Below are 14411 nucleotides of genomic sequence, written 5' to 3'. Positions count from 1 at the left end.
TCCTTCTGCGAATATTCGGACGCGCGTGTTCGGACAGACGTGTTCAGCGGGGGTTCGGACGGGCGAAAGCGAGGACGGTCGCGGTGAGGACGAAGAACGCTGCCCCCAGCCACGGGGTGGCGGCCACGGAGTGCGAGTCAGCCACCAGGCCGCCCAGGAGTGCGCCCAGGGCGATGGACAGGTTGAAAGCACAGACGAACAGCGACGTCGCCGCCTCGGTGGTCTCCGGCGCGGTGCGCAGCATCCAGGTCTGGAGGCTGACGGACACACCTCCGTAGGCCAGGCCCCACAGCAGCAGCGCCGCGACGGCGACCACGGGTGCGCCGCCGAGCAGGACGAACACCGCCAGCGCCAGGGTGAGCAGGGCCGTGATGGTGAAGAGTGTGCGCCGGACGTCGCGCCCGGCGGCGGCCAGGAAGTTGCCGGCGAGACCGGCCGCGCCGTAGCCCAGGAGCAGCACCCCGGTGAGTGCGGGGTCCAGTCCCGCCACATCGGTGAGCAGGGGTCGGATGAAGGTGTAGGCGCAGAACTGGCCGGTCACCAGCAGGAACGTGAGCAGCAGCCCCGCACGCACTCCCCCGTGTCGGCGCAGCAGCGCGGACAGGTCCGCGAATCGGAGCGCCGTCCGTGTTGGCAGCGGGGGCAGCAGGGCCAGGAGCAGCACGAACGAGACCAGTCCCAGCCCCGTGACGGCGAGGAAGGCCGCCCGCCAGTCGAGCAGGTCCCCGAGGAGCGTGCCGAGTGGGACGCCCAGGACGGAGGCCGCGGACACCCCGCCGAAGACGATCGCGGTGGCGCGCGGAACGTGGCGTTCGGAGACGAGCCGGGGAGCCAGTCCTCCGGCGATGGCCCAGAATCCTCCGATGCTGACCCCCACCAGGACCCGGGCGGCCAGCACGACCCAGAACTGGTCGGTCCACGCGCACACGGCGTTGGCCGCGGTCATCAGGGCGATGAGGCCGGTGAGTACGGTGCGCCGATCCCACTGCCCGAGGACCACGGTGACCACCGGCGCGGAGACGGCGGCGACCAGGCCGGGCACGGTCACCATGAGCGCCACGGCGCCGTCGCTCACCGCCAGGTCGGCGCCGATCGGGCCGAGGAGCCCGGCGGGGAGCAGCTCCGTGGTCATGAGCGTGAAGATCCCTAAGGCGACGGTGACTACGGCCGCCCGCGCCGACGGGGCGGCCTTGGTCGGCGGTCCCTGCTCAGGGGTGGTCGACTGGGCGGACACGGCCACGTCCTCCCTCTTCATTAATCTGGATATATAACATCTAGAATTACCTCCGTTCTGAGCCCCTCCGCGGAGGGGCCGGTGTTGGTTCGGGTTGTTGCGGGCGTGGGCGGGTCAGCGGGTCGCGAACCAGCTGCGGGTGCGCACGGGCACCTCGGGCGCCTCCCTCTCCACGGAGGCCTTCACCTCACTGAGGGTCTGCGCACCGAGTTCACGCCTCCACGCGAGCTCGGCACGGCGCATGGCGCGGTCGATCTGGCAGAGGTCTCCGGGCTCGGGCTCGGCGGCGCCGGGCCCGCGCTGGCGGATCTCCGTGCAGCGGAAGGCGTGGTCGCGCCCCTCGATCGCCGAGACCACGTCCATGAGCGTGATCTCCTCAGGCACGCGGGCCAGCCGGAACCCCCCGCCCGGCCCGGGGGTGGAGTAGACGATCCCGGCCTTGGCCAGAGCCTGGAGCTGTTTGTTCATATAGGCGGCGGGCAGCTGGTAGTACTCGGCCAGTCTCGTACTGGTCACCGCCCGCTCTGGACCGACCCAGGCGAGGTTGAGGCAGCTGTGCAGCGCCCACTCGACCCCTTCGCTCATTCGCATAATTATGGATATTAACTATCCAGGATTAACTCCGCAAGAGGACGAGGGCGCGCTCCCCACGGTTCCATCCGGTGCGCCGTCGTTCGCGGCAGCCTCCGCCAAGGGCTCGTTCGCCCGCTTCAGCACCCGCAGCTGTGCCGGGTTGTACAACTGCGCTACCGCCTCGGCAATCGTCTGCTTCGCGTTCCGCTCGCCTCCTGGAGCGTCCGGCGGCAGAGCCTCGAACTCCTCGTCCATCTCCTCGGTTTCACTCATCAGCTCGCGGAACCACTCGACGGAGTCCTCGCTGAGCACGGTCGAGAAGACCATCAGCAGGGACCGCTGTCGGTCGGAGAGGTTGCCGGCGATCTGCGCGAACCCCGGCGGGACGTAAGCGGGCGCGCGGTGGCGCAGGATGACGGCCAACTCCCCCGTACCCGGTTGAGCCGGTTGACCGTCGCCTCCAGTTCCTTGTCCAGGACGTGGATGGCCTTGTCCGGCTCCTCGTCAGCCCGTTCCATCGACGCCACGGCGGACAGCGGGAATCCCAGGTCGACCAGGCGCTTGATCTTCAGCAACCGGACCAAGTGCGGTACCTCGTACCGCTTGTATCCGTTCGCCGCCCGCTCGGTCAGGTCCAGCAACCCGACCTGGTGGCACTACCGGACGGCCTTGACCGTCGTTCCGGCGAAATCGGCGACCTGCTGGGTACTCCACGCCACGTGTTACCACCCTCCACTCCGCCACTGCGGCGGTCCCGCACCGCGCCCACAGTCAACACCCTTCCCCCGGGGCAGGATCAAACCTCTCCGGAGCTTGACTCTGCCCCGAGGGCAGGGTTTGCAATAGGCATCAGCACCGAGCACTGGCTCGCCCCGCCCCGCGCTCCGCGGAGGGACACCGCGCCAGCGTGGAACACGCGACCCGACTGCGCTGGAACCCGGTGCTGGACAGTTCGGACTGACCGCCCCCGGACGACCGCGCGGGGGCCAGCGGGCCCACGGCACCCCGGACAGAACGAACTCACACTTGCCAACAGGAGAGACAGACCACATGCGACGCCTACGCGAACCCTTCCGGATCATCCGCGCGAACCTGCGCGCCTACCTCGTGCTCAACGCCCTCGTCTACGGGGTACTCCTGGCCGGGATGGTGCTGGGGGTCCTCTTCCCCGACCTGAGGGCGGCGCCGGTCACCAGCATGGAGGAGGACGAGATGTTGCAACAGGTGATATCGCTGTTCAGCAACGTCTGGCTGTCCGCCCCGGCCATCCTCGCGGTCAACGTGCTGACGGTCTCCCTGCTGCTGATCCTGCTGCCCTCCCTGGTCGTGCCCTTCGCCGGGATCGCCTTCCTCCTGCACAAGACGTTCGAGCTCGGCCTGATGCTCGCCCCCATCAACGAGGACATGGCGACGACCCTCATCCCGCACTCCCTGACGTTGTTCCTCGAGTTCCAGGCCTACATCATCCTCGCGCTCGGCTCCTACGTCTTCGCGATGGCCTGGCTGCGTCCCACCACGGTCAGTGCGCCCAACCGCCTGCGGGGATACGTGCGCGGGCTCCAGCTGTTCGGCTGGCTGAGCCTGCCCGCGCTGGCGCTGCTGATCATCGGCGCCGTCTACGAGGCCATCTCAATCGTCTACATCATCCCCCCTCTGGTCGCGGGGTGATCGCGGCGCCGTGTCGAGTTCGTGCTGCAGGGTGTCGAGCTCGGCGCCGCCGGCCATGTGGTGGGTCAGCTCGTCCAGGCTCAACCGCTCGCGCGGCTCGTCCAACTCGGTCCGGCCGAGCTTGAGGATGGCGAAGTGGTCGCCGACCATGTACGCGTGGTGGGGGTTGTGGGTGATGAACACGACCCCCAGCCCGGCGTCGCGGGCGGCGTTGACGTACTTCAGGACCACCCCGGACTGCTTGACGCCCAGCGCGGCGGTGGGCTCGTCCAGGATCAGCACCCGGGCGCCGAGGTAGATGGCGCGAGCGATGGCCACCACCTGGCGCTGCCCTCCGGAGAGGTTGCCCACCGGGGCGTCGATGTCGGGCAGGTCGATGCCCATCTTCTTCAGTTCGGCGTCGGCGATGGCGCGCATGCGCGCGGTGTCGAGCATCATGAAGGGGCCGAACCCGCGGCGGATCTCGGATCCGAGGAAGAAGTTGCGCCACACCGGCATCAAGGACACCATCGCCAGGTCCTGGTAGACGGTGGCGATGCCGCGGTCCAGCGCCTGACGCGGTGAGGAGAAGGCCACCTTCTCCCCGTCCACCAGGTAGGTGCCCACGGACGGTGCGTACAGCCCGGCGAGAATCTTGATCAGCGTGGACTTGCCCGCGCCGTTGTCGCCCAGGATGCAGGTGACCTCACCCGCGTGGACTCTGAGGTGGATGCCCTCCAGCGCTCGGATGTTGCCGAAGGACTTGTCGATGTCGCTGAGTTCCAGCAGCGGGGTACGTGTCTCGGCGGCCCCCGGTGCGGTGGTGTCCGCGGTCGCTGCACTGCTCACAGTACTCACCAGCCCTGCCTCATCTCTTGTTCGCCTGTGTGCGGACCCAGCCGTTGATGACCACGGCGGACAGCAGCATCGCCCCGACGAAGAACATCACCCAGTTGTTGTCCCAGCCCGCGTAGACGATGCCCTGGCGGGTCATGCCGTAGATGAACGCGCCGATGGCGGCGCCGATCACGGTGCCGTAGCCGCCGGTGAGCAGGCACCCGCCCACCACCGCGGCCATGATGTAGAGGAGCTCGTTGCCGATGCCCTCTCCGGACTGCACGGTGTTGAAGGCGAAGAGCAGGTGCATGCCGGAGAACCAGGCCATGAAGCCCACCGTCATGAACAGGCCGATCTTGACCTTGGTCACCGGCACACCCACTGCGCGGGCGCTCTCTTGGTTGCCGCCGACCGCGTAGATCCAGTTGCCGACGCGGGTGCGCATGAGCACCCAGGTGGCCAGCGCCACGAACAGCAGCCACCACAGCACGGTGATCCGGACCGAGATCCCGGCGATGTTGAAGCTGGAGGCGAAAACGGCGCGGGCCGAGTCGAAGCCGTCGATATTGGCGATGTTGCGCGTGGACACACTGCCGGTGACCAGCCGGGTCACCGCGATGTTGATGCCTTGGAGCATCAGGAACATGGACAGGGTGACCAGGAAGCTCGGGAGTCTTGTGCGGGTGAGGATCCACCCGTTGGCGAACCCGATGGTCAGTGACACTCCGAGCGCGAAGAGCGCGCCCACCCACACGTTGACCGAGAACCACCACGCGAACATGGAGGCGGCCAGCGCGGAGCTGATGACCGCGACCCCGGCCGAGAGGTCGAACTCGCCGCCGATCATCAGCAGCGCCACCCCGACGGCCATGATGCCGATGGTGGAGCTGGCGTACAGGATGGTGGCCAGGGCCGAACCCGTGCGGAAGGGTTCGGCGATGCTGAAGAACACGGTGAAGACGACCACCGCGCCCAGCAGGGAGCCGACCTCGGGCCGGGTCATGAAGCGGCGCAGCGGGCTCCGGGCGCTCACGCGCAGGGACTTCTCCCCTCCGCTGCCCGCTGGCGGCGGCACCTGGGGTGCCAGTGTCTGTCCCATGGTCAGCGGGTCCCCTCCTCGGCGTACTCGGCGACCTCGTCGATGTTGGTGTCGTCGATGAACGCCGGGCCGGTCAGGACGGGCTCGGTGCCGCCGCCGGAGGTGTTGCCGTTGGTGTTGTAGAGCCACAGCGAGTCGATGGCCAGGTATCCCTGCAGGTAGGGCTGCTGGTCCACGGCCCAGAGGACGTCGTCGTCCTCGAGGGCGCCGACCAGTTCGGCGTTGGTGTCGAAGGTGGCGATGGCGGCCTCGCTGCTGGCGTCGTCGACGGCGTCGACGGCGGTCATGGCGATGGGTGCGCCGAGGGTGGCGACGTGGTCGATGTCGGTGGACTCCTCCAGGCGCGAGGCGATGCTGGTCCGGACCTCTGGCATGTTGGCGCTGTCGACGTAGAGGACTTCGGAGTCGCCTTCGAACTCCTCCTCCAGCGCGGCGCACCGCGTTTCGAGGGCGACGTGTCCCTGTTCCTGGATGACGCAGATGACGTTCTCGGCGCCCTCCTCGTTGAGGCGTTCACCGAAGGCGGTTCCGGCCAGGTGTTCGTCGGTTCCGAAGTACTGCTGGACGCCCATCTCCTCCCACTCGTCGATGCCCGCGTTGAAGGCGACCACCGGGATGTCGGCTTCGGCGGCGGCCTCGATGGCGCTTTCGAGTACGTCGGGGGTGGAAAGGGTCACCGCGATGCCGTCGACCCCGCGGTCGACGGCGTTCTGCACGAGGCTGGCCTGTTCCCGCGCCTCCGGGTCGGAGGCGTACTCGAGATCGACGTTGCTCTTGGCCGCGGCGACCTCCGCGCCGGACCGGACGATGTCCCAGAAGGTGTCCCCCTGGACCTCGTGGGTGATCATCGCGATGGTGATCTCCGGGGTGTCGGCCCCTTCGGCAGCCTCTTCGCGGCCGCCCTCCTCACTGCACGCGGTGGCGAGCAGGAGGACCCCGGCGGAGCCGAGTGCGATTCCTGTGGTGACGTGTGCGCGTTTCATGGTCGACAACTTTCGTCCTGGGGGATGTCCGTGCTGCGTGTGGCGGCTCCCGCCGCGGTGGGCACCGGGCTGCCGGTGTCGGTGCCGTGCTGTTCTCTCTCCGGATACTCGTGTTGTTTCAGGGGCTCTTCTGGTGGCGCGCCCCCAGGCCGCAGCTGTTGAGGTACTTGCGTGTGCGCAGCGCGATGGGTTTGGGCACGTCGGGCGCGCACGGGTACAGGTCCTGCTCGACGATGACGAACACGCGGGCGTCCACGTCGGCGAGCGCGTCCACGACGGCCGCGGGCGCGGGCTCCCCGGCGGGCGGTTCCACGCACACTCCGCGCTTGACGGCCTCGCCGAAGCTGAGTTTCTCGTCGTTGACCTGGCGCAGGACCTCCGGGTCCATCTGCTTGATGTGCACGTAGCCGACGCGCTCGCGGTAGCGGCGGATCAGGTCCACGGCGTCGCCGCCCCCGTAGGCGACGTGGCCGGTGTCCAGGCACAACGACACGAGATCGGGGTCGGTCCCGTCCAGGAAGCGCTCGATCTCCGGCTGGGTCTGGATATGGGAGTCGGCGTGCGAGTGCAGGCACAGGCGCACGTCGTAGTCGCCCAGCAGGACCCGGCCGAGTTCGTCGGCCGACCGGGTCAGGTTCGCCCACTGGTCGGCGTCCAGGGTGGGTGACTCGGAGAACTCACCGGTCTTCTCGTCCCGGTACATGGGCGGGATGAGGACCAGGTGGTGGGCGCCTGCGGCGGCGGTCAGCTCGGCGACGGCGCGCACGGTGGCGACCGTGTCCTCCCAGTTGCGGGCGTTGTGCAGGTCGCCGAAGACGGTGCCGCCGCTGACCTTCAGGCCGCGTCGGCCCACCTCGTCGTTGAGGCGCTTCGGGTCGGTTGGCAGGTAGCCGTAGGGGCCCAGTTCGAGCCAGTCGTAGCCGGACTCGGCGAGCTCGTCCAGGAACCGGTGCCACGGGGTCTGGTGTTCGTCGTCGGGGAACCACACGCCCCAGGAGTCGGGGGCCGACCCCAGGACGAGGCGGTCCTTGGCGCTCCGGAGTGCCGCGGTGTCGTCGGTGGCTGTCATGGAGGGTGTGACCTTTCCTGGTGGTGCGTCTTGGTGGGCTCACAGGTAGTGGCGCTGCCCGCTCCTGTGCCCGTCGTAGACTTCGCGGGCGCCGCGGGTGGAGTCCAAGGCGGAGACTTCGCTGACCGGTACGTCCCACCAGGCGCTGCCTGGCGGGTTGGGGCCGTAGAGGTCGGTCTCCACGTGGACGAGGGTGGTGGTGTCGGCGGCCCGGGCCTTGGCGAGGGCCTCGCGGAAACCGGTGAGGTCCTCGGCGCGGATGACGTGCGCGCCGAGGCTGGCGGCGTTGGCGGCCAGGTCGACCGGGAGGACGGCCCCGTCCAGGAGTCCGGTGTCGGGGTCGCGGTAGCGGTAGCCGGTCCCGAAGCGCTGGGATCCCACCTCTTCCGACAGGCCGCCGATGGAGGCGAATCCGTGGTTCTGGACCAGGACGATGACGACCTTGACGCCCTCGGAGACCGTGGTGGCGATCTCCTGGGCCATCATCAGGTAGGAGCCGTCGCCGACCAGGACCACGACCTCGCGGTCGGGTGCGGCCATCTTCACGCCGAGCCCGGCGGCCACTTCGTAGCCCATGCAGGAGTAGGCGTACTCGACGTGGTAGGCCTTGGGGTCGCGGGCCCGCCAGAGCATCTGCAGGTCGCCGGGCATACTCCCGGCGGCGTTGATGACCACGTCGCGGTCGTCCAGCGCGTCGTTGAGCGCGCCGATGACGGCGGTCTGCGCGACCAGGCCGTCGCGGCCCCGCGCCCGGTGGCACCGGTCCACCTCGCCCGCCCAAGCCCGGGCCAGTTCCCCGGACCGCTCTTCGTGTCCGGGATCGACCCGCCACCCGTCCAGCGCCGTGCGCAGGGCGGTCAGGGCCTCGCGGGCGTCGGCGACCACCTGGGTGGCGGCGTGCTTGGCGGCGTCGGGGCGGGCGACGTTGACGTTGACGAAGCGCACGTCCGGGTCGCCGAAAACGGTGTGGCTGGCGGTCGTGAAGTCGCTGTAGCGGGTGCCGACGCCGATGACCGCGTCGGCCTCGCGTGCGAGTTCGTTGGCGCTGCGGGCCCCGGTGGAGCCGAGTCCGCCGACCGCGCGCGGGTGGTCCCAGGGCAGGGCGCCCTTGCCCGCGTGGGTGTCGGCGACCGGGATGCCGGTGGCCTCGGCGAAGGCGCGCAGTTCCCTTGTCGCCCGCGCGTAGACCACCCCTCCCCCGGCCACGAGCAGCGGGCGCCGGGCGCCACGGATCACCTCAGTGGCGCGGCCCAGCGCGCCGGGTTCGGGCAGCGGGCGGCCCACGTGCCAGACCCGCTCACGGAAGAGGGCGGTGGGCCAGTCGAAGGCCTCGGCCTGCACGTCCTGGGGCAGGCACAGGGTGACCGCGCCGGTCTCGGCCGGGTCGGTGAGCACCCGCACGGCCGCGAGCGCGGCGGGGACGAGCTGTTCGGGCCGGGTGAGGCGGTCCCAGTACTTGGAGACCGGGCGCAGGGCGTCGTTGACGGTGACGTCGCCCGCACGGGTGTCCTCCAGCTGCTGCAGGGCGGGGTCCGGGACGCGGGTAGCGAACATGTCCGAGGGCAGTAGCAGGACCGGGATGCGGTTGGTGGTGGCCAGGGCGGCGCCGGTGACCATGTTGGTGGAGCCGGGCCCGGTGGAGGCGGTGCAGGCGAAGGTGGACAGGCGGTCGCGGGTCTTGGCGTAGCCGACCGAGGCGTGCACCATGGCCTGTTCGTTGCGGGCCAGGTGGTATGGAAGGTCGGCCTCCCCGGTGGTCGCGGCTTGGAGCAGGGCCTGGCCGAGCCCGGCGACGTTGCCGTGCCCGAAGATGCCCCACACGCCGGCGAAGAGGCGGTGGCGGTCGCCGTCGCGCTCGGTGTACTGGGCCGCCAGGAAGCGCACCAGCGCCTGGGCCGTGGTGAGGCGGACGGTCTCCTCGCTCATCGTCGGCCTCACCTCCCCTGGGCGGTGCACAGTGGCAGCCGCGGGTCGATGTCCAGGTCCTCCCAGGTGCGGCGCACCCAGCCGTGGGCGGGGTCGTCGCTGATCCGCCATACCCGCTCGCTGCCGGGTCCCGCCATCACGTTGAGGTAGTAGAGGTCGTAGCCGGGGGCGGCCATGGACGGGCCGTGCCATCCGTGCGGGATCACGACGGTGTCCTCCGAGCGCACCTCGGCCAGCACCTCGATGGGCCGATCGGTGCTGCCGTAGACGCGCTGGTAGCCGACACCGGGGCCCGCTGGCCCCTCGGCGACCTCGAAGTAGTAGATCTCCTCCAGTTCGACCTCGGACGCGGTGGCCTCGTCGTGTTTGTGCGGCGGGTAGGAAGACCAGTTGGCGCCGGGGGTGAGGACCTCGCAGGCGATGAGCCGGTCGGCGTCGAAGGCCCCGGGCACGCAGAAGTTGTTCACCTGGCGGCTGGACTGCCCGGCGCCGCGCAGCTCCACCGGGACGTCCTCGGCGGGTCCGTAGCGGGCCGGCAGGGTGAGGTCGCAGCGGGAGGCGGGGAGCGCGAACCGGCCCCCGCCCCCGCTGGCGACCGTGGCGCGCGCGTCCCGCGGCAGGTAGACGAAGTCGGTGACGCGGGAGAACACGTCGTCGCGCCCTTGGACCTCGAAGGCCGTGCCGGGCAGGACGACCGTGCACCCGCCGTCGAGCGGCAGGACGAGGGTCTCGGAGTCCCCGGTGTGCACCTCGGCGGACTGTCCCGGCGCCAGTTCGAGCACGCGCAGCCCCGAGTAGCCCCATCCCGCCGTGTCCGGGGTGATCACCGTGCGGAAGGGCGGCGACGCGGTACTCAGCGCCGGAAGGTGGTGCATGTTGTCTGTCACAGCAACTCCACTGCGGTGTCGACGGCGGCCTCGACGTCGTCGTCGGCCGGGTACAGGAGCGAACGGCCCACGGTCAGCCCCACGACGGTCGGGAGCTCGAGGGCCTTGGCCCATCGGGCGTAGGCGGCGTCGGGGTCGTTGCTGACCTCGCCGCCTAGCAGGACGGTGGGCAGGGTGGTGGCGGCCATGACGCGTTCCATGTCCTCGACCACCGGGAGCTTGAGCCAGGTACGGGCTGAGGTGTGGCCGAGCCCGGAGGCGATCGCCACCGACCTGGTGACGGCGTCCGCGGACAGGTCGTTGCGGATCACGCCGTGGGTCAGGTGGGAGATGAACGGTTCGACCATCGCCACCAGACCGGCGTCGTTGAGTTCGTTGACCGCTTGGGAGCAGCTCGCCATGGTGCGGGCGGTGCGCTCGTCGGAGTAGTCCAGGCGCAGCAGCATCTTCCCGCCCTCCAGGCCGGAGCGGATCAGCCCTTCGGTGGTGTAGCCGGTGAAGCGGTCGTCGATCTCCCAGGGGGCTCCGGCCAGTCCGCCCCGGTTCATGGAGCCGAAGACCGACTTGCCCTCCAACGCACCGAGGAGTAGGAGGTCCTCGACGATGTCGGCGGTGGCCAGGACCCCGGTCACGCCGGGCCGGGACAGGGCGGTGCGCAGCCGGTCCAGCAGGTCGGCGCGGTCGGCCATCGCCATGGGGCGGTCACCCGAACGCAGCGCCCCGCGCGCCGGATGGTCAGCGGCGACGATCATCGCCCGCCCGGAGTCGCCCACCGGGGAGCCGGGACGGACTCTGCGGGCTGCGGCCTCGGCGATGGCCGAAGGCCGGTGCAGCCGGGTCTGAGTGATCTCGCGGAGCCGGTCAGCCAGCATGGGCCACCTCCAGCGCTTCCCACACCTCGGCGCTGGTGGGCATGGCGTCCGAGCAGGACAGCCGGGAGGCGACGACGGCCCCGGCCGCGTTCGCGAACCGGGTGGCCCGCTCGACCGGCCAGCCGGAGAGCAGGCCGTGGCAGAGCGCCCCGCCGAAGGCGTCCCCGGCGCCCAGACCGTTGACCACGTCCACCGGAACCGGGGGCACGTGGTGGGCGCCCGTGTCGTCCACGGCGAGCACCCCGCCCGGGCCCTGTTTGACCACGGCCAAGGACAGGCCCACGTCACGGCCGCGCCGGGCGGCCTCCTCCGGGTCACGAGTACCCACGGCGGTCTCCCACTCGTCGAGGTTGCCGCAGGCGACGGTGGCGAGCGGGAGCGCCTCGGCCACCCAGCGCCGGGCCTCCTCGCGGGAGTCCCAGAACATCGGACGGTAGTCCAGGTCCAGGATCGTCAACTGCCCCGGCTTGCGGGCCCGCAGGGCGGTCAGGGTGGCGGTGCGGCTGGGTTCGCGGCACAGCCCGGTGACCGTGGCCCAGAACAGGTCGGCCCCGGCCACCGCCGGCAGGTCCAGCTCCTCGGCCTCGATGAGCAGGTCCGGGGCGGGGTCGCGGCCGTAGAAGTACAGCGGGAAGTCGTCGGGCGGGAAGATCTCGCAGAAGGTGACCGGGGTGGCGGTCCCGGGCACCGCCCCCACGAAGCGGTCGTCCACACCGAACCCGCCGAGCGCCTGGCGGACGAAGCGGCCGAAGGGATCCTCCCCGGTGCGGGTGACGACCGCGGAGGCGCGTCCGTGCCGGGCGGCGGCCACGGCGACGTTGGTCGCGCTACCGCCCAGGAACTTGCCGAAGGACCGCACCGCGTCCAGGCCGACACCGATCTGCTCGGGGTAGATGTCGACACCGACCCGGCCCATGGTGATGACTTCCAGTGGGTCCCCGCCGACGGAACACTGCGTGCTGTCCAAGGTCACTCCTCGCCTCGTTGGTCTGGACCGGTTCGGTTCAGGGCCGGACCTCCGCTACGCGTACGGGGCGGTGTTCTCGGCGGGAGAGGTCGGCGGCGTCGGCCACCAGCACCGCCTCCAGAGCGTCGGACACCGTACAGGGGCTGGGTCCGCCGTCGCGGACCATGGCGGTGAAGGCGGAGATCTCCGCCTCGTAGGCGGGGGTGAAGCGCGACCAGTACTCCTCCCAGGGCGCCTGGCCCGGGAAGGCCGTGGCGGCTTCCGCCGAGCGCAGGGGCGCACGGTCGTCCAGGCCCACCGCGATCGTGGCGCGCGAGCCGGCCACTTCCATGCGCACGTCGTAGCCGCCGCCGTTGTAGCGCGACCCCTGGAGCGTGACCAGGGTGCCGTCGTCCAGGCGCAGGACGGCGGCGGTGGTGTCGACGTCACCGGCCTCGGTGAAGTAGTCCGCGCCCCGGTTGGCGCCGTGCGCGTAGACCTCCGCCACCTCGCGGCCGGTCAGCCAGCGCAGGATGTCGAAGTCGTGCACGTGGCAGTCGCGGAAGATACCGCCGGAGGTGCCCACGTACTCCGCGGGCGGCGGGGCCATGTCGCAGGTCACGGCGTGGATGCGGTGCACGTCGCCCAGTTCACCCGAGTGCACGGCCTCGTGGGCGCGCAGGTATCCGGCGTCGAAGCGGCGCATGAAGCCGATGTGGACCTGGGCTTTGGCGTCCTCGACCTCGTCGCGCACGCGCACGGTTTCCGTGACGGTGGAGGCGACGGGCTTCTCGCAGAAGACCGGGAGTCCGGCGCGGACACCGGCCAGGATGAGGTCGGGGTGGGCGTCAGTGGCGGCCGTGATGATCAGGGCGTCGACGGTGCCGGGGTGGAACAGTTCCGCGACCCGCTCGACGGCCCGGCCGCCCACGCGCAGCGCCGTGCCCCGCGCGCGTTCGGGGTCGGCGTCGGCGAGAACGAGCTCCTCCACCTCGGGCCGCGCGCTCACCGCCACCGCGTGCGCGTGTCCGATGCGTCCGGTTCCCACCAAGCCAATACGCATAGCTCCCCTTGCCTCATCGTGCCTCAGGTCTCACCTGTGTGTCGTGTGCGCCACATGTGGAACCCCATGGTCACGCTGACGGCATATCAGTGTCAACACTTTGTCTAGACATATATACGTCCTAATATCAAGCCATCAGTATGTTGACTACACTGGCCTCGGGAAAACTCCCGCAAAGACACAAAGGACGTGCTCGTGACCCAGACCCCGCTGTCGATCGCCCTGGACCGCAGCAGCCCCGTACCGCTCTACTTCCAGGTCGCCCAGGAACTCGAACACCGCATCCTGGAAGGCGACATACCTGCGGGCACCAAGCTGGAGAACGAACTGCACATGGCCGACCGCCTCGGTCTGTCCCGCCCGACCCTGCGCAGGGCCATCGAGTACCTCGTGGACCGGGGCATGCTGGTGCGCAAACGCGGGGTCGGGACCCAGGTGGTCCGCCCACGGGTGCGTCGGCCGGTCGAACTGTCCAGCCTCTACGACGACCTCGACCGGGTTGGCGAACAGCCGCGCACCGAGGTTCTGCACCTGGAGAAGCAGGCGCCACCGGACGCCGTGGCCGCCCTCTTGGAGGTGGCACCGGGCACCGAGGTGTACGTGATCGAGCGGCTGCGCTACGCCCGCGACGAACCCCTGGCGCTGATGCACAACTACGTGCCCCTCGGCCGGGTGGAGCTCGACCGGGAAAAGCTGTCCCACAGTGGCCTCTACCGGCTGCTGCGCGGGGCGGGCCTGAGCCTGAAGATCGCCTCGCAGAGCATCAGCGCCCGCAACGCGACCGCCGCCGAGGCCAGGGTCCTGGACGAGTCCCGCGGAGCGCCGCTGCTGACCATGGACCGCACCGTCTACGACGACGTCGGCCGCGTCATCGAGGTGGGCTCGCACCTCTACCGCGCCTCGCGCTACTCGTTCGAACTCACCCTGACCGGCTGAGACCGGTTTCCCGGTCTCCGGTCGGCCCACGTCCCGGAAACTCAGGCCACTTCAGCTTGATGCGGCGCGGAACCCCGGAGCGTACACGCCCGGAAAGAAGCGCCCGTCGACCCAGACCCGACGCAGAGTTTCCCACCGTCCGCACTTCGGCCCTCTACGAGGACGCGCGGGTACGGTCCCACACCCGCCCCGCCTACGATCAAGGGCGGGGCGGACACATCGTTGGTCAGGAAGTCTCGCGGTATTGCCCCACCACCCGGCTCGGCTTCGTCAGTGTGCTCGACCACGAAGCTGGTCGTGCAAGTGAGGCTGACACCGGATGCCGTGCAGGGACCGGTG

13 protein-coding genes and 1 pseudogene are annotated in these 14411 nt (G+C 70.1%); 2 read left to right on the top strand and 12 right to left on the bottom strand.

The genetic code is table 11. The annotated features are described in order from the left end of the window. Positions 1-43: 43 nt before the first annotated feature. From ACYVD1_RS04355 to ACYVD1_RS04345, 3 genes and pseudogenes are all read right to left on the bottom strand, one after another. The gene (locus ACYVD1_RS04355) at positions 44-1255 is read right to left on the bottom strand and encodes an MFS transporter (protein ID WP_460768063.1); all 1212 of its coding nucleotides are present in this window, start codon (positions 1253-1255) and stop codon (positions 44-46) included. A 93-nt stretch (positions 1256-1348) separates the two neighbouring features. Beyond that, entirely contained in the window at positions 1349-1819 is a 471-nt protein-coding gene (locus tag ACYVD1_RS04350; RefSeq protein WP_460768060.1) for an RrF2 family transcriptional regulator, read from the bottom strand. Between the two features lie 21 nt (positions 1820-1840). Continuing rightward, positions 1841-2448: pseudogene (locus ACYVD1_RS04345) on the bottom strand (helix-turn-helix domain-containing protein). A 409-nt stretch (positions 2449-2857) separates the two neighbouring features. On the opposite strand from ACYVD1_RS04345, the gene ACYVD1_RS04340 reads away from it, so the two are divergent. Continuing rightward, entirely contained in the window at positions 2858-3475 is a 618-nt protein-coding gene (locus ACYVD1_RS04340) for a stage II sporulation protein M (protein ID WP_460768058.1), read from the top strand. Here ACYVD1_RS04340 and ACYVD1_RS04335 read toward each other — a convergent pair. From ACYVD1_RS04335 to ACYVD1_RS04295, 9 genes are all read right to left on the bottom strand, one after another. Then, positions 3437-4303: an ATP-binding cassette domain-containing protein gene (locus tag ACYVD1_RS04335; protein ID WP_460768055.1), complete on the bottom strand. Its 867-nt coding sequence runs from the start codon at positions 4301-4303 to the stop codon at positions 3437-3439. The genes ACYVD1_RS04340 and ACYVD1_RS04335 overlap by 39 nt on opposite strands. Before the next feature lie 19 nt (positions 4304-4322). Then, a complete protein-coding gene (locus tag ACYVD1_RS04330) occupies positions 4323-5390 on the bottom strand; it encodes an ABC transporter permease (RefSeq protein WP_460768053.1) in 1068 nt (355 codons plus the stop codon). Positions 5391-5392: 2 nt separating this feature from the next. Next, positions 5393-6373 carry a substrate-binding domain-containing protein gene (locus ACYVD1_RS04325; protein WP_460768051.1) on the bottom strand — a complete coding sequence of 327 codons (981 nt, stop codon included), beginning with the start codon at positions 6371-6373 and terminating at the stop codon, positions 5393-5395. 118 nt (positions 6374-6491) lie between these two features. After that, the gene (locus tag ACYVD1_RS04320) at positions 6492-7442 is read right to left on the bottom strand and encodes a TIM barrel protein (protein ID WP_460768050.1); all 951 of its coding nucleotides are present in this window, start codon (positions 7440-7442) and stop codon (positions 6492-6494) included. A gap of 39 nt (positions 7443-7481) precedes the next feature. Continuing rightward, positions 7482-9368 carry a 3D-(3,5/4)-trihydroxycyclohexane-1,2-dione acylhydrolase (decyclizing) gene (gene iolD / locus ACYVD1_RS04315; RefSeq protein ID WP_460768048.1) on the bottom strand — a complete coding sequence of 629 codons (1887 nt, stop codon included), beginning with the start codon at positions 9366-9368 and terminating at the stop codon, positions 7482-7484. Positions 9369-9376: 8 nt separating this feature from the next. Further along, positions 9377-10243, bottom strand: a complete 867-nt coding sequence (gene iolB, locus ACYVD1_RS04310; protein WP_460768240.1) for a 5-deoxy-glucuronate isomerase — start codon at positions 10241-10243, stop codon at positions 9377-9379. An 8-nt stretch (positions 10244-10251) separates the two neighbouring features. Then, positions 10252-11127, bottom strand: a complete 876-nt coding sequence (locus ACYVD1_RS04305) for a Cgl0159 family (beta/alpha)8-fold protein (RefSeq protein WP_460768045.1) — start codon at positions 11125-11127, stop codon at positions 10252-10254. Further along, on the bottom strand, positions 11117-12094 hold the full coding sequence (gene iolC / locus ACYVD1_RS04300; RefSeq protein ID WP_460768042.1) for a 5-dehydro-2-deoxygluconokinase: 978 nt from the start codon (positions 12092-12094) through the stop codon (positions 11117-11119). The genes ACYVD1_RS04305 and iolC overlap by 11 nt, the downstream gene beginning before the upstream one ends. 37 nt (positions 12095-12131) lie before the next feature. After that, positions 12132-13136: a Gfo/Idh/MocA family protein gene (locus ACYVD1_RS04295; RefSeq protein ID WP_460768040.1), complete on the bottom strand. Its 1005-nt coding sequence runs from the start codon at positions 13134-13136 to the stop codon at positions 12132-12134. Between the two features lie 195 nt (positions 13137-13331). On the opposite strand from ACYVD1_RS04295, the gene ACYVD1_RS04290 reads away from it, so the two are divergent. After that, entirely contained in the window at positions 13332-14072 is a 741-nt protein-coding gene (locus ACYVD1_RS04290; RefSeq protein ID WP_460768038.1) for a GntR family transcriptional regulator, read from the top strand. Positions 14073-14411: the final 339 nt, after the last annotated feature.

It is taken from the genome of Nocardiopsis nanhaiensis, from assembly GCF_054778635.1.
The sequence above is the reverse complement of the archived record's forward strand: the minus strand, read 5'-3'. Positions and strand labels throughout refer to the sequence as shown.